Here is a 25,307-nt window from a genome sequence, read left to right as displayed (position 1 = left end):
CTGAACTTTATGTTTGAACAAAATATTACTTCTCCATTTGTTATCGGTGACCTGCAAACTCAGACCAAGGCATCACCTTTACGTACCCAAGCTAAAGTAGCAATTAAAAACTACTTATCACAATTAAACGGCAACGATGTTGATGACATGTATGACCTTGTATTATCAGAAATCGAAGCGCCTATGCTTGAAGAAGTAATGCAATACACTCGAGGCAACCAAACTCGAGCTGCTAACTTACTAGGTATCAACCGTGGTACTTTACGTAAGAAGCTTAAAAAATACGGCATGAACTAAAAACACGCAGGTTCGCCTGCTATAAAGCACCTTCGGGTGCTTTCTTGTTTTATGGGCTTATAATTTCACCATAAAATATTACTTTAAATTAAAATTACGCATACAAGGTAAAGAAAAACTATGGATACTCCACGCCCTATTAGACGCGCTCTATTAAGTGTTTCTGACAAAACCGGCATTGTTGAGTTCGCTCAAGCATTATCGGCACAAGGTGTAGATCTTTTATCTACCGGTGGTACAGCTAAATTATTAGCAGAAAACAACATCCCTGTTACTGAAGTTTCAGATTACACAGGTCATCCTGAAATTATGGATGGACGTGTAAAAACTCTTCACCCTAAAGTTCACGGCGGAATTCTAGCTCGTCGTGATATGGATGAAGCGGTAATGGCTGAAAACAATATTCAAGCAATTGATATTGTCGTAGTTAATCTTTACCCATTTGCAAATACTGTTGCTAATGAAGATTGTTCGTTAGAAGATGCGATTGAGAATATCGATATTGGCGGACCTACTATGGTTCGTGCTGCGGCAAAAAATCATAAAGATGTAACGATTGTTGTGAACGCATCAGACTATGACCGTGTTCTAGCTGAAATGGCTGATAACAACGGTTCATTAACCTATAAAACTCGTTTTGACTTAGCAATTGCTGCTTATGAGCACACTGCCAGTTACGACGGTATGATCGCAAATTACTTTGGTAAAATGCTTCCGGCTTACAATGATAAAGAACAAAGCGTTAGCAAGTTCCCACGCACAATTAATAGCCAGTACATTAAAAAGCAAGATTTACGTTACGGTGAAAACTCTCATCAAGACGCAGCTTTTTATGTTGAAGCACAGCCTGAAGAAGCATCTGTTTCTACTGCTACGCAAATTCAAGGTAAAGCATTATCTTATAACAACATTGCCGATACTGATTCTGCATTAGAATGTGTTAAAGAGTTTGAGCAACCTGCCTGTGTAATCGTTAAACATGCAAACCCTTGTGGTGTTGCGTTAGGCGATAACATTTTAGGCGCTTATGAAAAAGCGTTTAAAACAGATCCTACGTCAGCGTTTGGTGGCATTATTGCTTTTAACCGTGAACTAGATGCTGATACTGCAGAAGCTATTGTTTCTCGTCAGTTCGTTGAAGTAATTATTGCACCAAGCATTTCTGCTGCTGCCGCACAAATTGTTGCAGCTAAGCCTAACGTTCGTTTATTAGAATGTGGTCAATGGTCAACTAAAACTACAGGTTTAGAACAAAAGCGTGTTAATGGCGGTTTATTAGTTCAAGATCGTGACAATGGCATGGTTGGTTTAGATGACTTAACTGTAGTAACTAAACGTCAACCTTCTGAACAAGAAATGAGTGATTTATTATTCTGTTGGAAAGTTGCTAAGTTTGTTAAATCAAACGCTATTGTTTACGTTAAAAACGATATGACTATTGGTGTTGGCGCTGGCCAAATGAGCCGAGTTTATTCTGCTAAAGTTGCTGGTATTAAAGCCGCCGATGAAGGCCTTGAAGTTGCTGGTTCAGTTATGGCTTCGGATGCATTCTTCCCATTCCGTGATGGTTTAGATGCTGCCGCTGAAGCTGGTATTACTGCGGTAATCCAACCAGGTGGCTCTATGCGTGATAACGAAGTTATTGCTGCAGCTGATGAACATGGCATTGCTATGGTCTTCACTGGAATGCGTCACTTCCGTCACTAATAATCCAAAACAAGAGCAAATTTATTTGCTCTTGTTTTGTTAGAAAATATTTTTACTATCCCTTAATATGATTATTTCTGCTATAACATATCTAGCAAAATAATCTTAAGGGATATAATAATGAAAAATATGAAATCTTTACTCACTACAGCAATTCTAGCTACTTCACTTTTGGCTGCAACAACGGCTAATGCACATGCACCTACTCAATTAGAGCAAGCAATCGCTGGCGAACATCGCAGTGATAAAAATAAAGCTCGTGATATGTATCGCCATCCTGAAGAAACACTAGTTTTTTTTGGTTTTAAATCTACCATGACAGTTGTTGAAATTGCACCTGGTGGTGGTTGGTATACTGAAATTTTAGCTCCGGCTTTAAAGGGGACTGGTAAGCTTTATGGAGCCCATTACCCAGATACTGGTGAAGATAACTATTACAGTAAGTCTCGTCGTAAGCTGGAAGCGAAGTTAGCAACAAATGAAGTTTTTAGTGAAGTCGAGTTAACCAACTTTACTCCACGCGTAGCGAGTGATATTGCTCCTGCCGGCAGTGCCGATATGGTACTTACATTTCGTAATTTGCATAATTGGAAAGTTGACGGTGTAAAGCAAATTTTTGCCGATAGTTTCAAAGCGTTAAAACCAGGTGGTGTTTTAGGTGTTGTAGAACACAGAATGCCAACCTCACAAAGCTTAGAAAAAAATGGCAAAAGTGGTTACTTCCCACAGCAATTAACCGTTGATTTAGCTAAGGCTGCAGGTTTTGAATTGGCAGCAAGCAGTGAAATAAACGCAAACCCTAAAGATACGGCTGATCACGCTAAAGGTGTGTGGACATTACCGCCTGTATTACGATTGGGTGAACAAGATAAAGCGAAATACTTGGCCATTGGCGAAAGTGATCGCATGACATTAAAATTTGTAAAGCCGGCAAAATAGCCGCTTTATATTTCAGTTAGGAAAAATGAATGAACGTTTTAGTAATTGGTAGTGGTGGTCGAGAACATGCACTTGCATGGAAAGCCGCACAATCTAGCTCTGTAAATAAAGTCTTTGTAGCACCTGGTAATGCAGGTACTGCAACGGAATCAAAACTAGAAAACATCGCAGTTTCTAGTGACGATACCCAAGGCTTAATTGCTTTTGCAAAAGAGCACAACGTAGCTTTAACAATTGTAGGACCAGAGCAGCCATTAGTTGATGGTGTAGTGGATGCTTTCCAGGCTCAAGGTCTTGCTATTTTTGGTCCAAGTGCTAAAGCCGCACAACTTGAAGGTTCAAAGTCTTTCACTAAAGATTTCTTAGCACGTAATAATATTCCTTCTGGAAGTTATGAAAACTTTACTGAAATTGAACCAGCAATTGCATACGTACGTCAGCAAGGTGCACCAATTGTTGTTAAAGCAGACGGTCTAGCAGCAGGTAAAGGTGTTATTGTTGCTATGACTCTTCAAGAAGCTGAAGATGCAATTAAAGACATGTTGGCTGGTAATGCATTTGGCGACGCAGGTCATCGCGTTGTGATTGAAGAGTTCTTGGAAGGCGAAGAAGCTAGCTTTATTGTTATGGTAGACGGTAAAAATGTATTGGCCATGGCAACTAGCCAAGATCATAAACGTGCTTACAATAATGATGAAGGTCCAAACACTGGTGGTATGGGCGCTTATTCACCTGCTCCAGTTGTTACTGCTGAAATTCACCAACGCATCATGAATGAAGTAATTCTGCCAACGGTTGAAGGTATGGCTAATGAAGATGCACCATATACCGGGTTTTTATACGCTGGTTTAATGATCGCAGCTGATGGGACACCAAATGTGATTGAATATAACTGTCGTTTTGGTGATCCAGAAACACAACCAATTATGATGCGCTTACAATCAGATTTAGTTGAGCTATGTTTACTTGCTTGTAATGGTGAGTTAGATAAAGCAACAATCGACTTTGATCCACGTGCTGCCGTTGGCGTTGTTTTAGCCGCTGGTGGTTATCCTGGTTCATATGGTAAAGGTGAAGTTATTTCAGGTTTAGAAATAAATACATTAACTGACCGTAAAACATTTCACGCCGGTACAGCTGAAAGTGACGGTAATATAGTAACATCTGGTGGGCGAGTATTATGCGCAACTGCATTAGGTGAAACTGTAACATCGGCACAACAAGCAGCCTATGAATTATTGAATCAAATCAGTTGGAAAGATGTTCAGTTTAGAACTGACATCGCTTACCGTGCAATTGCTCGTGAAAGTTAAAGCGCTGGTATAAACCAACTTTATATTCCATCATCCCTGATGTAAAAAAAGGGCCATTGTTAATTCAATGGCCCTTTTCTTTTAAAAAGTATAAATATTATTCTTGGTTTGGCTCTGGTCTTTCTTTCGCTTCACGTACCTTCAATGTACGTTGTTGAAATTCGGTATCGTTTAAAGAGTTTATGGCATTACTCGCATCAGACGCTGCAATTTCAACAAAACCGAAACCTCTTCTTTTGCCAGTTTGCTTATCTTTCATCAGTCTTACTGAATGAACTAAGCCGTATTCAGAAAATAAACTGCGAACAGCTGATTCATTTGCTCTATATGGAAGGTTACCTACGTAAAGGGTTTTTACATCACCAGAGCCGCTATCTTTACCAGACATTAGTTTGATGATCATTGGGCTAAGGATTGCGCCAATAAATAAACCTATAGAGATAGAGTTAGCATTAACTTGTGCAATTTGGTCTGAAACTAGATAACCAACTACGGTTAATGCACTTGCAATAAATGCTGACGTTAGGATAAGTGGAGATTTCATGATTAATACCTGATTATTTTTATTGTTAATAGTTGTCGAAATTTGTCTAATCAAAACCTATGTTAACTAGATTTTAACAAACTGCAAGGACAACTAATAAAAAGTACATAATAACAGCAGATTAGAGTTAATTTATTTGCATATAAAAAAGCCAGTTTGAAAAAGTAAATTGGGGAAGGCTAAGCATGCAAAGTAATAATTAGCCGCTTAGTTTAAATAAGTGTTAATGGTTGTGTGTTATTTGAACGATAAATAGCTAAATTCAATTTTATTTAAATTAAATGAAAAAAGGTGTTGACGGCGGCGCAAAAATCCCTAAAATGCGCATCCACTTCCACAGGGAATCTCAACAAGTTACGGCAACGTTACTGCAGAGCAACCAGCGGCAAGTGGTGTAGATAGTTTGTAATGTTTACGGTTAGGATTACCGAGTTACAAACAACAACAATTAAATTCGAAATTATTGAAATTAACTGTTGACTTCAACACTGAGGTGCGTAGAATGCGCATCTGCTTCAGGCAAGGCTACTAGCCAGTTTGAAGACAAAGAGACTAACGAATGCGATTAGCTCTTCGTTCGAATAGAACGGTTCTTTAACAATTAGTTATCATGCAATTTGTGTGGGCACTCACATTAAGATTGATTTACAACATAGATACCTCGGTATCAAAAATCACTTAATGATGATGAACACACAAACAAATTAATTATCTTTATTTAGCGATGAAGTTAATTAGTACGTTTTAGTTTAACCAGCTTCTGGTTAGACGAAACATTCAGAATTCATTGAGTAGCATCGCTTGTCGATGCATATGTAACAACTTTTTAATTGAAGAGTTTGATCATGGCTCAGATTGAACGCTGGCGGCAGGCTTAACACATGCAAGTCGAGCGGAAACGAAGGGTAGCTTGCTACTCTGGCGTCGAGCGGCGGACGGGTGAGTAATGCTTGGGAATATGCCTTTAGGTGGGGGACAACAGTTGGAAACGACTGCTAATACCGCATAATGTCTACGGACCAAAGGGGGGGATCTTCGGACCTCTCGCCTATAGATTAGCCCAAGTGAGATTAGCTAGTTGGTAAGGTAAAGGCTTACCAAGGCGACGATCTCTAGCTGGTTTGAGAGGATGATCAGCCACACTGGGACTGAGACACGGCCCAGACTCCTACGGGAGGCAGCAGTGGGGAATATTGCACAATGGGGGGAACCCTGATGCAGCCATGCCGCGTGTGTGAAGAAGGCCTTCGGGTTGTAAAGCACTTTCAGTTGTGAGGAAAGGTTAGTAGTTAATAACTGCTAGCTGTGACGTTAGCAACAGAAGAAGCACCGGCTAACTCCGTGCCAGCAGCCGCGGTAATACGGAGGGTGCGAGCGTTAATCGGAATTACTGGGCGTAAAGCGTGCGTAGGCGGTTTGTTAAGCAAGATGTGAAAGCCCAGGGCTCAACCTTGGAACTGCATTTTGAACTGGCAAGCTAGAGTATTGTAGAGGGTGGTGGAATTTCCAGTGTAGCGGTGAAATGCGTAGAGATTGGAAGGAACATCAGTGGCGAAGGCGGCCACCTGGACAAATACTGACGCTGAGGCACGAAAGCGTGGGGAGCAAACAGGATTAGATACCCTGGTAGTCCACGCCGTAAACGATGTCAACTAGCTGTCTGTAGACTTGATCTGTGGGTAGCGCAGCTAACGCGATAAGTTGACCGCCTGGGGAGTACGGCCGCAAGGTTAAAACTCAAATGAATTGACGGGGGCCCGCACAAGCGGTGGAGCATGTGGTTTAATTCGATGCAACGCGAAGAACCTTACCATCCCTTGACATCCAGAGAATTTTCTAGAGATAGATTAGTGCCTTCGGGAACTCTGAGACAGGTGCTGCATGGCTGTCGTCAGCTCGTGTTGTGAAATGTTGGGTTAAGTCCCGCAACGAGCGCAACCCCTATCCTTATTTGCCAGCGAGTAGTGTCGGGAACTCTAAGGAGACTGCCGGTGATAAACCGGAGGAAGGTGGGGACGACGTCAAGTCATCATGGCCCTTACGGGATGGGCTACACACGTGCTACAATGGCAGATACAGAGGGCAGCAAGACCGCGAGGTGGAGCGAATCCCAGAAAGTCTGTCGTAGTCCGGATCGGAGTCTGCAACTCGACTCCGTGAAGTCGGAATCGCTAGTAATCGTGGATCAGAATGCCACGGTGAATACGTTCCCGGGCCTTGTACACACCGCCCGTCACACCATGGGAGTAGGTTGCAAAAGAAGTAGCTAGTTTAACCTTCGGGGGGACGGTTACCACTTTGTGATTTATGACTGGGGTGAAGTCGTAACAAGGTAACCCTAGGGGAACCTGGGGTTGGATCACCTCCTTACCTTAAGTAGACAACTTAATGAGAGCTTAGGCTCTGCGAGTGTTCACACAAATTGTATGATAACGAAAGATGAAGAAGTATAGGTCGTGACTACTTAAGTTGCAGACCCATCATGATAGGTCTGTAGCTCAGCTGGTTAGAGCGCACCCCTGATAAGGGTGAGGTCGGCAGTTCAAGTCTGCCCAGACCTACCAAATTAACGTTTTTACTGCGTTATATTATGACTCGTTTAAGAAACACTAAACGTCGTCATAACATGCCTTGTAAAAAGCGCTAATTACCATTGGTAAAACAATGGGGCTATAGCTCAGCTGGGAGAGCGCCTGCCTTGCACGCAGGAGGTCAGCAGTTCGATCCTGCTTAGCTCCACCATTTACTTACTCTTCTTCACAAGAAAGACCAAATTTAAATTATCTTTTAAGATGTTTTAAATTTGGTTTTTTACCAACATAGATACCGAATGTGCGTATCAATGTACTCTTTAACAATTTGGAAAGCTGATATTAAACCCGGTAATTCGTGTTTATGACCTCCAATCATAAACGTTCAACGAATTACCACGATAAACAACTTGTTGTTTATCAACCGAGCTGTTTTATACAACAGCTCAACATTATTAATGGCAACTCTTATCGTGTTGTCATTAGTTCTTACTCAAGGCTCACAGTTTACTGTGGGTTTGACATGAAGATGTCAACATTCTTATGAATGCGTGAAAATGTCAGACCTATAACTTAGTTCGGATTAGTCTCCGGACATTCTTGAAGTTGCAAGACTTTTTGGGGTTGTATGGTTAAGTGACTAAGCGTATGTGGTGGATGCCTTGGCAGTTAGAGGCGATGAAGGACGTGTTAATCTGCGAAAAGCTGTGTTAAGCCGATAAAAGGCGTTATAGGCACAGATGTCCGAATGGGGGAACCCACCCAACGTAAGTTGGGTATCTTTTAGTGAATACATAGCTAATTGAGGCGAACCGGGAGAACTGAAACATCTAAGTACCCCGAGGAAAAGAAATCAACCGAGATTTCGTTAGTAGCGGCGAGCGAACGCGAATCAGCCCTTAAGCTATTTGGGCGTTAGTGGAATGTTCTGGAAAGGACAGCGATACAGGGTGATAGCCCCGTACACAAAAACAACCTAATAGTGAAATCGAGTAGGTCGGGACACGAGAAATCTTGACTGAATATGGGGGGACCATCCTCCAAGGCTAAATACTCCTAACTGACCGATAGTGAACCAGTACCGTGAGGGAAAGGCGAAAAGAACCCCTGTGAGGGGAGTGAAATAGAACCTGAAACCGCATACGTACAAGCAGTGGAAGCCGGATTTAGTCCGGTGCCTGCGTACCTTTTGTATAATGGGTCAGCGACTTATGTTCTGTAGCAAGGTTAACCGATTAGGGGAGCCGTAGCGAAAGCGAGTGTTAACTGCGCGTTTAGTTGCAGGGCATAGACCCGAAACCCGGCGATCTACCCATGGGCAGGTTGAAGGTTGAGTAACATCAACTGGAGGACCGAACACACGTATGTTGAAAAATGCGGTGATGACTTGTGGGTCGGAGTGAAAGGCTAATCAAGCCGGGAGATAGCTGGTTCTCCCCGAAATCTATTTAGGTAGAGCCTCGCACGAACACCATTGGGGGTAGAGCACTGTTAAGGCTAGGGGGTCATCCCGACTTACCAACCCTTTGCAAACTCCGAATACCAATGAGTGATATGCGGGAGACACACTACGGGTGCTAACGTCCGTTGTGGAAAGGGAAACAACCCAGACCGCCAGCTAAGGTCCCAAAGTCATAGTTAAGTGGGAAACGATGTGGAAAGGCATAGACAGCTAGGAGGTTGGCTTAGAAGCAGCCATCCTTTAAAGAAAGCGTAATAGCTCACTAGTCGAGTCGGTCTGCGCGGAAGATGTAACGGGGCTAAACTATGCACCGAAGCTGCGGATTTGAACTTAGGTTCAAGTGGTAGGGGAGCGTTCTGTAAGCCGTTGAAGGTGAATCGTAAGGTTTGCTGGAGGTATCAGAAGTGCGAATGCTGACATGAGTAACGATAAGGGGAGTGAAAAACTCCCCCGCCGAAAGACCAAGGTTTCCTGTCCCATGTTAATCAGGGCAGGGTAAGTCGGCCCCTAAGGCGAGGCGGAAACGCGTAGTCGATGGGAAACAGATTAATATTTCTGTACTTCTATATATTGCGAAGGAGGGACGGAGAAGGCTAAGCAAGCATGGCGCTGGTTGTCCATGTGAAAGTATGTAGGCTGAAGAATTAGGTAAATCCGGTTCTTCTTAAGGCTGAGATACGAGACGAGACTCTACGGAGTTGAAGTTGTTGATGCCATACTTCCAGGAAAAGCTTCTAAGCTTCAGATATATAGGAACCGTACCCCAAACCGACACAGGTGGTTAGGTAGAGAATACTAAGGCGCTTGAGAGAACTCGGGTGAAGGAACTAGGCAAAATAGTACCGTAACTTCGGGAGAAGGTACGCTCTCTAGTGTGAATCCCTTGCGGAGTAAGCACAGGAGAGTCGAAGTAACCAGGTGGCTGGAACTGTTTATTAAAAACACAGCACTGTGCAAAATCGAAAGATGACGTATACGGTGTGACGCCTGCCCGGTGCCGGAAGGTTAATTGATTGGGTTAGCTCTGCGAAGCTCATGATCGAAGCCCCGGTAAACGGCGGCCGTAACTATAACGGTCCTAAGGTAGCGAAATTCCTTGTCGGGTAAGTTCCGACCTGCACGAATGGCGTAATCATGGCCACACTGTCTCCACCCGAGACTCAGTGAAATTGAATTTGCGGTTAAGATGCCGTATACCCGCGGCTAGACGGAAAGACCCCGTGAACCTTTACTATAGCTTGACAGTGAACATTGCTCCTACATGTGTAGGATAGGTGGGAGGCTTTGAAACCGCGTCGCTAGATGTGGTGGAGCCAATCTTGAAATACCACCCTTGTATGCGTGATGTTCTAACCTAGGGCCCTTATCGGGCTTGGGGACACTGTCTGGTGGGTAGTTTGACTGGGGCGGTCTCCTCCCAAAGAGTAACGGAGGAGCACGAAGGTTGGCTAAGTATGGTCGGACATCATACGGTTAGTGCAATGGCATAAGCCAGCTTAACTGCGAGACAGACACGTCGAGCAGGTACGAAAGTAGGTCATAGTGATCCGGTGGTTCTGTATGGAAGGGCCATCGCTCAACGGATAAAAGGTACTCCGGGGATAACAGGCTGATACCGCCCAAGAGTTCATATCGACGGCGGTGTTTGGCACCTCGATGTCGGCTCATCACATCCTGGGGCTGAAGTCGGTCCCAAGGGTATGGCTGTTCGCCATTTAAAGTGGTACGCGAGCTGGGTTTAGAACGTCGTGAGACAGTTCGGTCCCTATCTGCCGTGGGCGTTTGAGAATTGAAGAGGGCTGCTCCTAGTACGAGAGGACCGGAGTGGACGAACCTCTGGTGTTCGGGTTGTCACGCCAGTGGCATTGCCCGGTAGCTACGTTCGGAACTGATAACCGCTGAAAGCATCTAAGCGGGAAGCAGGCTTTGAGATGAGTTCTCACTGGGACTTTAAGTCCCCTAAAGGGTCGTTGGAGACTACAACGTTGATAGGTCAGGTGTGTAAGTGCTGTGAGGCATTGAGCTAACTGATACTAATTGCCCGTGAGGCTTAACCATACAACACCCAAGCAGTTTTGCTTGAGTTGTATGGTCTGATGAAAATCACGCATTAAAGAATACGACTTGAGTAAGTTGTTAATACAGCTTTCTAGATTATTAACGTTAGTTCCTGAAACAAGTTCAGGATGTTACTAACGTAACAGTTTTTGTCTGGCGACAATAGCACTGTGGAACCACCTGATCCCATGCCGAACTCAGAAGTGAAACGCAGTTGCGCCGATGGTAGTGTGGGAGTTCCCATGTGAGAGTAGGTCATCGCCAGGCTTCCAATTTAGATTAACGCGAAGCGTTATATCTTGGAGGGGTTCCCGAGTGGCCAAAGGGATCAGATTGTAAATCTGACGGCTCAGCCTTCGGTGGTTCGAATCCACCTCCCTCCACCATCATACTTAAAGCCTGCTTTCGAGCAGGCTTTTTTGTTTCCAGCTTTTATTTATAAAAAATAACGTTACAGGCTGCGATAACACCCGAACCAATCGAGATGAGCCTTACCTGGTTGTCATTACATAACGTACACTCCAATATATGGTGTTTGTTTAAGTACTTAATGCGTCCGACCTTTTTCCCTTAGATCTCCATCGTTAATGTATAAACTCTTCGCATCAAATTAAACCATAAAGCTTGGTAATGATGTTATGGCCGCATCAACTAGGAATACTTTGCGTTTGAACACCAGCGGGAAGTGTCTAAGAAAATAAAAATAAAGTTGATCGAATCAAATAGATGCAGCTGGTGATAAAATTAGTCGGTAAGACATTTATAATTTAAATGCAATTAAAGTCACTTTATTACCCAAAAATCAATTTAATTTTTTGCTGTAAAGTGATGGTTATTTATAGTTTTTAATAAATACTAAATAAACTGGCTATTTTATTAAGTTTTTAGTGACTAAAATGTCATTTTGTCCAGATAAATTAAGTTCTTTTAGCTGGAGTTTATTAGAAGCTTTAGTCCGTAATGTGTAACCCATTTGTACGGATAGATTAACTTTTAATCGTTATTATACAAAGGCTGTAGAAAGAATAGACAATATTAAATAAAATGAAAATTATTTAAATTAATGCTTGATCTTATCTGAAAAATACATAAAATACGCATCCTCTTCAACGGCAAGTTGCTACGAAGAGTTTTGATAAGTTAAATTGCTTAATTGTTAATTTAACAGGCAACAAAACTTTTAAATTTAATTTAAAATAACTGTTGACATCAACACTGGATGACGTACAATGCGCATCCACTTCAGACAAGGCTACTAGCCGGTTTGAAGCAAAAGAGACTAACGAATGCGATTAGCTCTTCGTTCGAATAGAACGGTTCTTTAACAATTAGTTATCATGCAATTTGTGTGGGCACTCACATTAAGATTGATTTACAACATAGATACTTCGGTATCAAAAATCACTTAATGATGATGAACACACAAACAAATTAATTAACTTTATCTAGCGATAGGTTAATTAGTACGTTTTAGTTTAACCAGCTTCTGGTTAGACGAAACATTCAGAATTCATTGAGTAGCATCGCTTGTCGATGCATATGTAACAACTTTTTAATTGAAGAGTTTGATCATGGCTCAGATTGAACGCTGGCGGCAGGCTTAACACATGCAAGTCGAGCGGAAACGAGAAGTAGCTTGCTACTTCGGCGTCGAGCGGCGGACGGGTGAGTAATGCTTGGGAATATGCCTTTAGGTGGGGGACAACAGTTGGAAACGACTGCTAATACCGCATAATGTCTACGGACCAAAGGGGGGGATCTTCGGACCTCTCGCCTATAGATTAGCCCAAGTGAGATTAGCTAGTTGGTAAGGTAAAGGCTTACCAAGGCGACGATCTCTAGCTGGTTTGAGAGGATGATCAGCCACACTGGGACTGAGACACGGCCCAGACTCCTACGGGAGGCAGCAGTGGGGAATATTGCACAATGGGGGAAACCCTGATGCAGCCATGCCGCGTGTGTGAAGAAGGCCTTCGGGTTGTAAAGCACTTTCAGTTGTGAGGAAAGGTTAGTAGTTAATAACTGCTAGCTGTGACGTTAGCAACAGAAGAAGCACCGGCTAACTCCGTGCCAGCAGCCGCGGTAATACGGAGGGTGCGAGCGTTAATCGGAATTACTGGGCGTAAAGCGTGCGTAGGCGGTTTGTTAAGCAAGATGTGAAAGCCCAGGGCTCAACCTTGGAACTGCATTTTGAACTGGCAAGCTAGAGTATTGTAGAGGGTGGTGGAATTTCCAGTGTAGCGGTGAAATGCGTAGAGATTGGAAGGAACATCAGTGGCGAAGGCGGCCACCTGGACAAATACTGACGCTGAGGCACGAAAGCGTGGGGAGCAAACAGGATTAGATACCCTGGTAGTCCACGCCGTAAACGATGTCAACTAGCTGTCTGTAGACTTGATCTGTGGGTAGCGCAGCTAACGCGATAAGTTGACCGCCTGGGGAGTACGGCCGCAAGGTTAAAACTCAAATGAATTGACGGGGGCCCGCACAAGCGGTGGAGCATGTGGTTTAATTCGATGCAACGCGAAGAACCTTACCATCCCTTGACATCCAGAGAATTTTCTAGAGATAGATTAGTGCCTTCGGGAACTCTGAGACAGGTGCTGCATGGCTGTCGTCAGCTCGTGTTGTGAAATGTTGGGTTAAGTCCCGCAACGAGCGCAACCCCTATCCTTATTTGCCAGCGAGTAGTGTCGGGAACTCTAAGGAGACTGCCGGTGATAAACCGGAGGAAGGTGGGGACGACGTCAAGTCATCATGGCCCTTACGGGATGGGCTACACACGTGCTACAATGGCAGATACAGAGGGCAGCAAGACCGCGAGGTGGAGCGAATCCCAGAAAGTCTGTCGTAGTCCGGATCGGAGTCTGCAACTCGACTCCGTGAAGTCGGAATCGCTAGTAATCGTGGATCAGAATGCCACGGTGAATACGTTCCCGGGCCTTGTACACACCGCCCGTCACACCATGGGAGTAGGTTGCAAAAGAAGTAGCTAGTTTAACCTTCGGGGGGACGGTTACCACTTTGTGATTTATGACTGGGGTGAAGTCGTAACAAGGTAACCCTAGGGGAACCTGGGGTTGGATCACCTCCTTACCTTAAGTAGACAACTTAATGAGAGCTTAGGCTCTGCGAGTGTTCACACAAATTACATGATAACGAAAGTAAAGAATAAGAAATCAAAGGTAAGCACAGCTTACCTTTGGTTTTTTACCAAAATCTGCACCGAATGCGTGTGTTGATTAACTCTTTAACAATTTGGAAAGCTGATATTAAACCCGGTAATTCGTGTTTATGACCTCCAATCATAAACCCGCTCTTGAAATAGAGAGTACGAATTACCACGATAGCTAACTTGTTAGCTATCACCGAGCTGTTTTATACAACAGCTCAACATTATTAATGGCAACTCTTATCGTGTTGTCATTAGTTCTTACTCAAGGCTCACAGTTTACTGTGGGTTTGACATGAAGATGTCAACATTCTTATGAATGCGTGAAAATGTCAGACCTATAACTTAGTTCGGATTAGTCTCCGGACATTCTTGAAGTTGCAAGACTTTTTGGGGTTGTATGGTTAAGTGACTAAGCGTATGTGGTGGATGCCTTGGCAGTTAGAGGCGATGAAGGACGTGTTAATCTGCGAAAAGCTGTGTTAAGCCGATAAAAGGCGTTATAGGCACAGATGTCCGAATGGGGGAACCCACCCAACGTAAGTTGGGTATCTTTTAGTGAATACATAGCTAATTGAGGCGAACCGGGAGAACTGAAACATCTAAGTACCCCGAGGAAAAGAAATCAACCGAGATTTCGTTAGTAGCGGCGAGCGAACGCGAATCAGCCCTTAAGCTATTTGGGCGTTAGTGGAATGTTCTGGAAAGGACAGCGATACAGGGTGATAGCCCCGTACACAAAAACAACCTAATAGTGAAATCGAGTAGGTCGGGACACGAGAAATCTTGACTGAATATGGGGGGACCATCCTCCAAGGCTAAATACTCCTAACTGACCGATAGTGAACCAGTACCGTGAGGGAAAGGCGAAAAGAACCCCTGTGAGGGGAGTGAAATAGAACCTGAAACCGCATACGTACAAGCAGTGGAAGCCGGATTTAGTCCGGTGCCTGCGTACCTTTTGTATAATGGGTCAGCGACTTATGTTCTGTAGCAAGGTTAACCGATTAGGGGAGCCGTAGCGAAAGCGAGTGTTAACTGCGCGTTTAGTTGCAGGGCATAGACCCGAAACCCGGCGATCTACCCATGGGCAGGTTGAAGGTTGAGTAACATCAACTGGAGGACCGAACACACGTATGTTGAAAAATGCGGTGATGACTTGTGGGTCGGAGTGAAAGGCTAATCAAGCCGGGAGATAGCTGGTTCTCCCCGAAATCTATTTAGGTAGAGCCTCGCACGAACACCATTGGGGGTAGAGCACTGTTAAGGCTAGGGGGTCATCCCGACTTACCAACCCTTTGCAAACTCCGAATACCAATGAGTGATATGCGGGAGACACACTACGGGTGCTAACGTCCGTTGTGGAAAGGGAAACAACCCAGACCGCCAGCTAAGGTCCCAAAGTCATAGTTAAGTGGGAAACGATGTGGAAAGGCATAGACAGCTAGGAGGTTGGCTTAGAAGCAGCCATCCTTTAAAGAAAGCGTAATAGCTCACTAGTCGAGTCGGTCTGCGCGGAAGATGTAACGGGGCTAAACTATGCACCGAAGCTGCGGATTTGAACTTAGGTTCAAGTGGTAGGGGAGCGTTCTGTAAGCCGTTGAAGGTGAATCGTAAGGTTTGCTGGAGGTATCAGAAGTGCGAATGCTGACATGAGTAACGATAAGGGGAGTGAAAAACTCCCCCGCCGAAAGACCAAGGTTTCCTGTCCCATGTTAATCAGGGCAGGGTAAGTCGGCCCCTAAGGCGAGGCGGAAACGCGTAGTCGATGGGAAACAGATTAATATTTCTGTACTTCTATATATTGCGAAGGAGGGACGGAGAAGGCTAAGCAAGCATGGCGCTGGTTGTCCATGTGAAAGTATGTAGGCTGAAGAATTAGGTAAATCCGGTTCTTCTTAAGGCTGAGATACGAGACGAGATTCTACGGAATTGAAGTTGTTGATGCCATACTTCCAGGAAAAGCTTCTAAGCTTCAGATATATAGGAACCGTACCCCAAACCGACACAGGTGGTTAGGTAGAGAATACTAAGGCGCTTGAGAGAACTCGGGTGAAGGAACTAGGCAAAATAGTACCGTAACTTCGGGAGAAGGTACGCTCTCTAGTGTGAATCCCTTGCGGAGTAAGCACAGGAGAGTCGAAGTAACCAGGTGGCTGGAACTGTTTATTAAAAACACAGCACTGTGCAAAATCGAAAGATGACGTATACGGTGTGACGCCTGCCCGGTGCCGGAAGGTTAATTGATTGGGTTAGCTCTGCGAAGCTCATGATCGAAGCCCCGGTAAACGGCGGCCGTAACTATAACGGTCCTAAGGTAGCGAAATTCCTTGTCGGGTAAGTTCCGACCTGCACGAATGGCGTAATCATGGCCACACTGTCTCCACCCGAGACTCAGTGAAATTGAATTTGCGGTTAAGATGCCGTATACCCGCGGCTAGACGGAAAGACCCCGTGAACCTTTACTATAGCTTGACAGTGAACATTGCTCCTACATGTGTAGGATAGGTGGGAGGCTTTGAAACCGCGTCGCTAGATGTGGTGGAGCCAATCTTGAAATACCACCCTTGTATGCGTGATGTTCTAACCTAGGGCCCTTATCGGGCTTGGGGACACTGTCTGGTGGGTAGTTTGACTGGGGCGGTCTCCTCCCAAAGAGTAACGGAGGAGCACGAAGGTTGGCTAAGTATGGTCGGACATCATACGGTTAGTGCAATGGCATAAGCCAGCTTAACTGCGAGACAGACACGTCGAGCAGGTACGAAAGTAGGTCATAGTGATCCGGTGGTTCTGTATGGAAGGGCCATCGCTCAACGGATAAAAGGTACTCCGGGGATAACAGGCTGATACCGCCCAAGAGTTCATATCGACGGCGGTGTTTGGCACCTCGATGTCGGCTCATCACATCCTGGGGCTGAAGTCGGTCCCAAGGGTATGGCTGTTCGCCATTTAAAGTGGTACGCGAGCTGGGTTTAGAACGTCGTGAGACAGTTCGGTCCCTATCTGCCGTGGGCGTTTGAGAATTGAAGAGGGCTGCTCCTAGTACGAGAGGACCGGAGTGGACGAACCTCTGGTGTTCGGGTTGTCACGCCAGTGGCATTGCCCGGTAGCTACGTTCGGAACTGATAACCGCTGAAAGCATCTAAGCGGGAAGCAGGCTTTGAGATGAGTTCTCACTGGGACTTTAAGTCCCCTAAAGGGTCGTTGGAGACTACAACGTTGATAGGTCAGGTGTGTAAGTGCTGTGAGGCATTGAGCTAACTGATACTAATTGCCCGTGAGGCTTAACCATACAACACCCAAGCAGTTTTGCTTGAGTTTGTATGGTCTGATGAAAATCACGCATTAAAGAATACGACTTGAGTAAGTCACGGTTTAATACGCGTCCTGAACTTGTTTCAGGATCTATACAGCTTTCTAAATACGTTAGAACTCTGATGCACAATAAGCGTCAGGAGACCCTGAAACAAGTTCAGGGTGTTTCTAACGAAACAGTTTTTGTCTGGCGACAATAGCACTGTGGAACCACCTGATCCCATGCCGAACTCAGAAGTGAAACGCAGTTGCGCCGATGGTAGTGTGGGAGTTCCCATGTGAGAGTAGGTCATCGCCAGGCTCCTAATTAAAAGAAAGGCTATCCTAACGGATAGCCTTTTTTGCTTTGTGTTATTTGAAAAATAACCATCTGATCCCATGCGCTAATATCAAAACTGGCAGAAGTGAAACGCAGTTGCGCCGATGGTAGTGTGGGAGTTCCCATGTGAGAGTACGACTGCATGGATGCATGGATGCAGGAGGTAGAGCGAAGCAGGATGCCAGAGCCGAGGTCTACAAAATATTGCTCCTGCAATTTTGCTATATAGGCCATCCATGGCCAAAACCGCCAGGCTCCTAATTCCGAAAAGCCCCTAGCTAACGCTAGGGGCTTTTTTCGTTTCAAACTATGAAGTTATCCCAAACGACGACTTCAAGAATGCAGAAGGTAAAACAACACCGGAGCAATTGCCGAGTAACCAGATTTGGGGCCTCCTGCCACTAAACGGCTAAATTACAGCTAATAACTTCTCCTCACTTCACATTTTATTATCTAAAGTCATATTTTTATTGCTGTACTATTACAATCCTTATAAATCCGTTTATAATCAAAATATAGATAATAAATAAACTAATTCGATGATCCTATCCCGCAAAAGTAAGCTATCTCTTAAAGATGCTATTCCATTTAATGCTGACGATTTTGAAATAATACATTCAGCTAAACAATATAGAACTGAGTTATTAAACTTAATCAATACAGCTAAAACTCGTATTTATATTACTGCGCTCTATATACAAGATGATGAAGCGGGTAGAGAAGTGTTGCATGCATTGTTTGCGGCTAAGCAAAAAAATCCAGATCTGGATATACGTGTATTTGTTGATTTTCATCGGGCGCAACGCGGTTTAATTGGTGCAGAAAAATCTCTTGGCAACCGGCAATTATACATAGACCTAACTGAGCAATATGAACATGGTATTGATATTTATGGTGTAGCTGTAAAGCGACGCGAGTTCTTAGGAGTATTACACCTTAAGGGTTTCATTTTTGATGATACAGTGTTGTTTAGTGGTGCCAGTATCAATGACATTTACCTCAACGTTGGCGATAAATACCGTTGTGATAGATATCACAAATTTCATAACGACAGCCTCGCAGACAGTTTCGTTAACTTTTTAAATACTAACTTTGTTCATAGCGGTTGTGCGCCTAAATTAAACCAGGCACAAGTGCCAAATAAAAAGCAAATTAAGCCGTTAATTAGTAAGTTGAAAGCGTCTATTAAACATGCACCATATAAAGTACAAGGAGCAGCTACAGCTAAAGCTGATTTGATTGTTGCGCCAATGGTCGGTTTAGGAGCACGTGGAAATCAACTTAATATTACGGCTAGAAGAGTGTTTAAAGCCGCTTCAAATTCTTTAGTGGTGTTTACACCCTATTTTAACTTTCCTAAATCATTAAGTGCTGATTTAAATCGTGCTCTTAAAAGGGGAGTAGAGGTTACAATTGTAGTTGGTGATAAAAGAGCGAATGATTTTTATATTTCTGAGCCAGACAAGTTTTCAACTATCGGAATTGTGCCTTATATTTATGAAATGCTGCTGAGAAATTTCATCAAACGTAATCAACAATACATAGATAAAGGCCAATTAAATCTACACCTGTGGTTAGATGGGACGAACAGTTATCATTTAAAAGGTGTTGTTGCTGATGATACTTACCACCTTATTACCGGTAGTAACTTAAACCCGCGAGCATGGAGCTTGGATCTTGAAAATGGACTATTGGTTTGTGATAAAAGCCAACAGCTTAAAGCAGGCTGGCAGCAGGAGTTAAATGGGGTTTTAGCGAATACTACCCGCGTCACTTCAATCAATGACATTGAATCAGTTCAAGATTACCCTGATAAGCCAAGAGAGCTGTTACGTAAAATTAAACTGACCCAAATAGATAGAATATTAAAGCGGTTTCTATAAAACCGCTTCTTCTACTTTTTAATTAGTGTTGCTCTGGGCTAGTTGGTAACTCTGTTTTAGCCTGTTTTACTATAGCTCGTACATCACTTAATAGAGATTCTGCATCGTAAACGATACCATCTTTTATGGTGTACTTAACGCCGCCTACTCGGCTCGGTTCATTATTATCATTCAGTCTGAAATGTTTAGTGCCGTATAACACTTTAAAGTTAGCTAATGGATTTTCTTCAACGATCACCAAATCGGCTTTTTTTCCGATGCGAATAGAACCTATTTCATCTTCCATTCCCAGAGCTTGAGCGCCATTGTATGTAGCAGATTTAACGACTTCTAAGGCATTAAACCCTGATTCTCTAAGCAGTTCCAACTCGCGAATGTATGCAAAGCCATAAATTTTAAAGATATACCCGGCATCTGAACCGGTAGTTATTCTACCACCGTGATTTTTGTAATCATTTAAAAAGGTCATCCATAATTGATAATTCTTTTTCCAGGCAATCTCGTTATCTGTTGTCCAGTCGAACCAGTATGAGCCATGCGCATAACGGCTAGGTTGAAAAAACTTCCAAAGCGTTGGTAATGTATATTCATCATGCCATTCAGCGCGCATTTCTTTCATTAAGTCGCGACTTGCTTCGTAGATTGTCATGGTCGGGTTAATGGTAAAATCAAGTTTGATTAATTCATCGCGTACAGCATTCCATTGTGCTGAATTTGGTTTTGCTGCCTGGCTCCATAACTGGCCGGCTTCACCAAAACGATGCTGCTCATTTTGATAAATATAGTTTGGCGAATAGTTCTGTATAGTTTGGTTTTCAAAAAGTGCTTCAGGTAAACCATACCAATGCTCCATTGTAGTTAACCCTAAACGAGCAGAGTCAATAACGTTCATATGAGTAACATCTAATTGAGCATGATGCATCATGCTTCCTAGACCATGTTTTTTAGCCTCACTCAACGCGGCTGACATTATTTCTGGTCGAGCACCAAAAAACTTTATGCCTTTCGCACCTTTTGCTGCAACTTCTTTTACCCAAGTCTTAGCTTGTTTAGGGGTGTTAATTTTTGCATTCTGACCCATGCCAAAACCAACATATGGCACGATTCTAGGCGCGGCTATACTGTTTTTATTACTCTTCTTAACATGCTCCATTACCCAATCAATACCGTTAAAGCTGCCTGGCTCTCTTACTGTGGTGATGCCGTGTGCCAACCAAAGTTTTAAAACGTACTCAGCTGGAATGCCCTTGGCACTGCCGCCAATATGTCCATGCATATCAACAAAACCTGGTAAAATATAACTGCCATTTAGATCCATTTCTTTATCATTAGCGTTTGCTACAGGGCGTTTGTCACTTTTGATCGGAACACCGGGGTTTCCAACCACAACAATTTCACTTATGCGATCATTTTCAATAACGATATCTACTGGCCCTTGTGCTGGGGCACCTTCACCATTAACCATGTAGCCATTACGTAGGATCAATCTTTTATAAGGACCTTCACCTTGCTCTCTATCAGGAGCTTTGGGCGGTGCAGCGAATATGTTAAACGATATAAATAAGCTTAGTATTATTAGAATGTGTCTCATGTTTATACTCCTTCTATACGGTATAAATTTGTTCAGCCGGGTTATATAAAACCCAAGATGTTAATACGTATTTATCTGATGATATTGGTACATTACCTCTGTGAGTATGGGTGAATCCACACGGCGCTATTACGATACTGCCGGCTTTGGGTTTAACACTTTTTTCTTGATAGTAAAAGTCAGTTTCACCGCCATCTTCAACATCGTTTAGGTAAATTAAAAATAACAACACCCGGTGCAAGGGTTCATTACCATTGAGTTGTGGATAAATTTCAGAATGCCAATAACCATAGTTACCTTTTCCTCGTTGGTATTTTTGCGCATTAACAGGTGCTAAACGAAATAAGTAACGAATTAAGTTCATCGCTTGCGGCTTACCAACTTCTTCAAAATTATCCGCAGTTAATAGTGTTGGCACACCTGTTTTTGGATGTTTAAGAGTAAGACTAATGCCACTGATCAGGCTAAAAAAGTATTTACTAACATAATCACTTACGCATTGTGTTGTTGCTTGTAATATGGTTTGTAATTGTGGATGAAACTCTTGATGTTCATTTAGATAAATATCTTCGCTCAGTTTCTTACTCGTATCTACGCCGCTGCCGGTTCTTCCGGGAGTTTTATGTGGGCTTGCCTCAAATTGGCTTATAAAGTTTGAGCAAAACTCTTTGCTTAGTGCATTTTCATATATTTCGATAAAATCAGTCATAGGTGATAATTATTTAACAATTTGATTGAATAACGCTACTATGCATTAAATCTAAAATTTAGCCTATCATTTTTATTCAATTGCAGGTATTTGAATGTTTTCAGAAATTATAACCCCACGATTTAGTGACACTGATGCCCTAGGTCATATTGGCAATACAGCTATTCCTATTTGGTTCGAAGGAGCTAGAAATCCTGTATTTAAAATATTATCGCCTAAATTGGATTTGCAGAAGTGGCCAATGATCCTAGCTAAAACCGAAATAGAGTTTCATGCGCAATTATTTTTTGGTGAAGATATTGAGGTAAAAACTTATCTGTCTAAGGTGGGTAATACATCTTTTCACGTTTACCAAGAGATTTGGCAACAGGATCAAAAGTGTGCCTCAGGTACTGCAATTATGGTTTACTATTGTTTTGAGTCGCAAAAATCTAAGCCTATACCCGATGAAATGCGCAGCAAATTAACAGAGCATCTTTATCAAGCTTGATTTACTTATAGTTATGATGAAATTTAGTTAATCTTCATGTTAAAATAACGTGTTTTTATTCCCCAAATGATACAAGTATGAATGTTACCGGTTTAAATAGTATTGAAAAGAAAGCCTCGTTGTCGCTAGCTACCGTTTTTGGTATGCGTATGATCGGCTTATTTATGATTTTACCTGTGTTTGCTATTTATGGCGTGCAACTTGAGGGCTACAGCCCGATATGGTTAGGCTTGGCAATTGGTGCTTACGGGTTTACGCAAGCGCTATTACAAATACCAATGGGTATTTTGTCAGATAAATTTGGCCGCAAACCGGTAATAGTTTCCGGCTTAGTGGTATTTTGTATCGGTAGTATTGTCGCGGCCCTTGCAGATACCATTTACGGTGTAGTATTTGGCCGAGCGTTACAAGGAATGGGGGCTATTGCCAGTGCTACGTTGGCTTTAGCTGCGGACTTAAGCCGTGAAGAGCAACGACCTAAAGTGATGGCGACCATAGGGATGTTTATTGGCTTATCGTTTGCAGTTGCGATGGTGTTGGGGCCATTAGTCGCTGACAGTTTTGGTTTAGCGGGGTTGTTTTATCTTACTGCTATATTCTCTGTTGTTGGTATTTTGTTAGTGGTATTTGTTGTACCTAATTCGATAAATATTGCACCGAAAGGTGATTTAGTTGCAGTACCAAATAAATTACTAGCATTGGTAAAAGAGCCACAATTATTGCGCTTAAACCTTGGCGTATTTATTCTTCACTTAGCATTAACTGCAATGTTCGTATCCTTACCTGTCATGCTTACCAAGGTTGGCTTTGTTGTCAGTGACCATTGGCAATTATATTTACCTGCATTACTTATTTCTTTCGCCTTAATGGTGCCATTTATGATTTGGGCGATTAAGAAAAATAAAGAAAAGTTAGTGTTTTGCAGTGCAATTGTTTTAATGACGCTGAGTTTATTATTGCTCTGGCAAAAGCATGATGATTTTTATTTAATGTTTACCTTTGTCGTGATGTTTTTTATCGCATTTAATTATTTAGAAGCGACTATGCCATCGACATTATCGCGCATTGCTCCTGCCGGTGAAAAAGGCTCTGCAATGGGGGTTTATTCAAGCAGTCAATTTTTTGGTGCATTCATCGGCGGCGTATTTGGTGGCTTAATACAAACTTACTTTGATCTAGCGACCGTGTTCTTATTTAGTGCTGGGCTGCTATTGCTTTGGTTTATTATTGCATTGGGAATGGCAGAGACGAAACGTTCAAAGAGTATTAGCTACAATGTAAACTTTACCGATGAACAACATGCACAAACCCTTGCTTCGCAATTATCTAAAATGTCTGGCGTATTAGAGTCAACCATAGTGTATTCAGACTCAGTTGCTTATCTTAAAATCGATGAAAAAACGGTTGATATAGAAAAGTTACGAGCATTGATGCATTAGCAGAGGTTAATAATTTCCATTTGCTGGTTATTACCAGGTAAAGAAATTATATCGTATTGAAATTTTCCGATTAATTCCTTAGCCAATGGTGTCTGAGGGGTTATAACAATAATGCTTATATCATTGGCTACTATTTTTAATCCTCCACCGCATGGGCCAATAAAATAATACTGCTTCATTGCATTACTGCTTAACAGTTCAACAACACAGCCAATACTCACTTCATCATGCTCATCAAAGTCTTTAATGTGCAAATTTTGATATTGTTCTATTTGTATTTTTATTTGCTCAGCTCGTTCCGACTGTCCATGTGCTAAATAAGAAGCTTCAAGTCCTAAAGTATCATATTGAGTTTCAGCTACGCTTTGATCGTCAGTGGCGGCAAGTCTTGCCATTTCAGCTGAATTAATTGCATTTTTTAACTCTTGTTCAAGTTGCATGATAATTGTATTTATCAAATGTTTTTTATCGAGCGTCATTTAGTTACTTAATTCTATTATCCAATTGCTATAATACATTGATATTTGAGTGATTGCCCATATATCAGCACTATCAGAAATAACGTACTCCCCAAGATCATTTATCATTAAGGTAGGTAATATGCAGCCAGCATTAGAAATTTCCGGCTTAAAAAAAACGTATAAAGGCGGCTTTCAGGCGGTTAAAGGCCTTGATTTACAAGTAGCACAAGGTGACTTTTTTGCGTTGCTGGGTCCTAACGGTGCAGGTAAATCTACAACCATTGGTGTGATCACATCACTGGTAAATAAAACTGAAGGTCTGGTAAAAGTATTTGGCCATGATATTGATAAAGAGCTCGACCTTGCGAAAAGTTTTCTGGGCTTAGTGCCACAAGAATTTAATTTTAATCAATTTGAAGCACCGTTTAAAATTCTGGTTAATCAAGCGGGTTACTATGGTGTGCCACGTAAAGTTGCATTCGAACGTGCGGAAAAATACCTTAAGCAGCTCGATCTTTGGGAAAAAAGAAACGAACCTTCGCGTAACTTATCAGGTGGCATGAAGCGTCGCCTGATGATTGCAAGAGCACTAATGCACGAACCACAGGTATTAATTTTAGATGAGCCAACTGCCGGCGTAGATATAGAGCTTCGCCGTCATATGTGGGATTACCTTCGTGAACTTAATGCTCAAGGCATAACCATTATATTAACCACTCATTATCTTGAAGAAGCTGAAATGCTGTGTCGTAATATTGCCATTATTGACCATGGTAAAATTGTTGAAAATACCAGCATGAAAGCATTGCTTTCGAAATTAAATATTGAAACCTTTGTATTAGATATAAGCATTACAGATCAGCAACCTAAGTTAAATTGTTATCCATATCGAGTGATAGATGATCATACCCTCGAAGTTGATGTGGAGAAGTCGCAGTCAATTAATGAGGTTTTCAGTGAACTGACCGAACAAGGAATAAGCGTTAAAAGTATGCGCAATAAATCGAACCGTCTTGAAGAGTTATTTGTTACCTTAGTGTCGAATAAAGAACAAAAAACAGAAGAGGCTAGCTAATT

General features: G+C 42.7%; 12 protein-coding genes, 3 tRNA genes and 6 rRNA genes. 17 read left to right on the top strand and 4 right to left on the bottom strand.

All coding sequences use genetic code 11. The annotated features are described in order from the left end of the window. Positions 1 to 9: 9 nt before the first annotated feature. The 4 genes from fis (at position 10) to purD (ending at position 4,256) form a co-directional block, all read left to right on the top strand. Positions 10 to 297 (top strand): DNA-binding transcriptional regulator Fis, encoded by a 288-nt coding sequence (gene fis, locus RI845_RS17280; RefSeq protein ID WP_033075879.1) that lies wholly within the window; start codon positions 10 to 12, stop codon positions 295 to 297. A 120-nt stretch (positions 298 to 417) separates the two neighbouring features. Continuing rightward, on the top strand, positions 418 to 2,004 hold the full coding sequence (purH, locus tag RI845_RS17275) for a bifunctional phosphoribosylaminoimidazolecarboxamide formyltransferase/IMP cyclohydrolase (protein ID WP_348387413.1): 1,587 nt from the start codon (positions 418 to 420) through the stop codon (positions 2,002 to 2,004). 129 nt (positions 2,005 to 2,133) lie between these two features. Continuing rightward, a complete protein-coding gene (locus RI845_RS17270; RefSeq protein ID WP_348389556.1) occupies positions 2,134 to 2,943 on the top strand; it encodes a class I SAM-dependent methyltransferase in 810 nt (269 codons plus the stop codon). A gap of 29 nt (positions 2,944 to 2,972) precedes the next feature. After that, positions 2,973 to 4,256 carry a phosphoribosylamine--glycine ligase gene (purD, locus tag RI845_RS17265; protein ID WP_348387412.1) on the top strand — a complete coding sequence of 428 codons (1,284 nt, stop codon included), beginning with the start codon at positions 2,973 to 2,975 and terminating at the stop codon, positions 4,254 to 4,256. Between the two features lie 97 nt (positions 4,257 to 4,353). Here the strand turns inward: purD and RI845_RS17260 are convergent, their stop codons facing one another. Beyond that, positions 4,354 to 4,800 (bottom strand): RNA recognition motif domain-containing protein, encoded by a 447-nt coding sequence (locus tag RI845_RS17260; RefSeq protein ID WP_348387411.1) that lies wholly within the window; start codon positions 4,798 to 4,800, stop codon positions 4,354 to 4,356. Positions 4,801 to 5,627: 827 nt separating this feature from the next. Here RI845_RS17260 and RI845_RS17255 point away from each other — a divergent pair. The 10 genes from RI845_RS17255 to pssA all read left to right on the top strand — a co-directional run bounded on the left by RI845_RS17255 (position 5,628) and on the right by pssA (position 19,540). Further along, positions 5,628 to 7,170 (top strand): 16S ribosomal RNA (locus RI845_RS17255). A 117-nt stretch (positions 7,171 to 7,287) separates the two neighbouring features. Next, positions 7,288 to 7,364: transfer RNA gene (locus RI845_RS17250), tRNA-Ile, on the top strand. A gap of 102 nt (positions 7,365 to 7,466) precedes the next feature. Then, positions 7,467 to 7,542 (top strand) — tRNA-Ala (locus RI845_RS17245). Between the two features lie 419 nt (positions 7,543 to 7,961). Continuing rightward, a 23S ribosomal RNA gene (locus RI845_RS17240) occupies positions 7,962 to 10,851 on the top strand. A 152-nt stretch (positions 10,852 to 11,003) separates the two neighbouring features. Then, positions 11,004 to 11,118 (top strand): 5S ribosomal RNA (gene rrf, locus RI845_RS17235). Positions 11,119 to 11,152: 34 nt separating this feature from the next. Beyond that, a tRNA-Tyr gene (locus RI845_RS17230) sits at positions 11,153 to 11,237 on the top strand. Between the two features lie 1,167 nt (positions 11,238 to 12,404). Further along, positions 12,405 to 13,947 (top strand): 16S ribosomal RNA (locus RI845_RS17225). A 478-nt stretch (positions 13,948 to 14,425) separates the two neighbouring features. Continuing rightward, positions 14,426 to 17,315 (top strand): 23S ribosomal RNA (locus RI845_RS17220). A 209-nt stretch (positions 17,316 to 17,524) separates the two neighbouring features. Then, positions 17,525 to 17,639 (top strand): 5S ribosomal RNA (gene rrf / locus RI845_RS17215). The 16S, 23S and 5S rRNA genes sit together here with 3 tRNA genes alongside, the layout of an rRNA operon. A gap of 557 nt (positions 17,640 to 18,196) precedes the next feature. Further along, positions 18,197 to 19,540 carry a CDP-diacylglycerol--serine O-phosphatidyltransferase gene (gene pssA / locus RI845_RS17210; RefSeq protein WP_348387410.1) on the top strand — a complete coding sequence of 448 codons (1,344 nt, stop codon included), beginning with the start codon at positions 18,197 to 18,199 and terminating at the stop codon, positions 19,538 to 19,540. Positions 19,541 to 19,562: 22 nt separating this feature from the next. Here the strand turns inward: pssA and RI845_RS17205 are convergent, their stop codons facing one another. Next, the gene (locus RI845_RS17205; protein ID WP_348387409.1) at positions 19,563 to 21,131 is read right to left on the bottom strand and encodes an amidohydrolase family protein; all 1,569 of its coding nucleotides are present in this window, start codon (positions 21,129 to 21,131) and stop codon (positions 19,563 to 19,565) included. A 13-nt stretch (positions 21,132 to 21,144) separates the two neighbouring features. Next, positions 21,145 to 21,840 (bottom strand): 2OG-Fe(II) oxygenase, encoded by a 696-nt coding sequence (locus tag RI845_RS17200; RefSeq protein WP_348387408.1) that lies wholly within the window; start codon positions 21,838 to 21,840, stop codon positions 21,145 to 21,147. Between the two features lie 94 nt (positions 21,841 to 21,934). On the opposite strand from RI845_RS17200, the gene RI845_RS17195 reads away from it, so the two are divergent. Next, positions 21,935 to 22,330 carry an acyl-CoA thioesterase gene (locus RI845_RS17195; RefSeq protein ID WP_348387407.1) on the top strand — a complete coding sequence of 132 codons (396 nt, stop codon included), beginning with the start codon at positions 21,935 to 21,937 and terminating at the stop codon, positions 22,328 to 22,330. A 77-nt stretch (positions 22,331 to 22,407) separates the two neighbouring features. Next, positions 22,408 to 23,769: an MFS transporter gene (locus RI845_RS17190; RefSeq protein WP_348387406.1), complete on the top strand. Its 1,362-nt coding sequence runs from the start codon at positions 22,408 to 22,410 to the stop codon at positions 23,767 to 23,769. On the opposite strand, the gene RI845_RS17185 is transcribed toward RI845_RS17190, so the two are convergent. Next, positions 23,766 to 24,209, bottom strand: coding sequence for a hypothetical protein (locus RI845_RS17185; protein ID WP_348387405.1), 444 nt, complete (start codon positions 24,207 to 24,209; stop codon positions 23,766 to 23,768). The two genes, RI845_RS17190 and RI845_RS17185, sit on opposite strands and share 4 nt — an antisense overlap. Before the next feature lie 160 nt (positions 24,210 to 24,369). Between RI845_RS17185 and RI845_RS17180 the strand changes: the two genes are divergently transcribed. Beyond that, positions 24,370 to 25,305: an ABC transporter ATP-binding protein gene (locus RI845_RS17180; RefSeq protein ID WP_348387404.1), complete on the top strand. Its 936-nt coding sequence runs from the start codon at positions 24,370 to 24,372 to the stop codon at positions 25,303 to 25,305. Positions 25,306 to 25,307: the final 2 nt, after the last annotated feature.

This window comes from Thalassotalea nanhaiensis (assembly GCF_031583575.1).
GTDB classification, from domain to species: domain Bacteria; phylum Pseudomonadota; class Gammaproteobacteria; order Enterobacterales; family Alteromonadaceae; genus Thalassotalea_A; species Thalassotalea_A nanhaiensis.
Note: the sequence above shows the minus strand (reverse complement) of the source record. Positions and strands in the feature narration are given on the sequence as shown.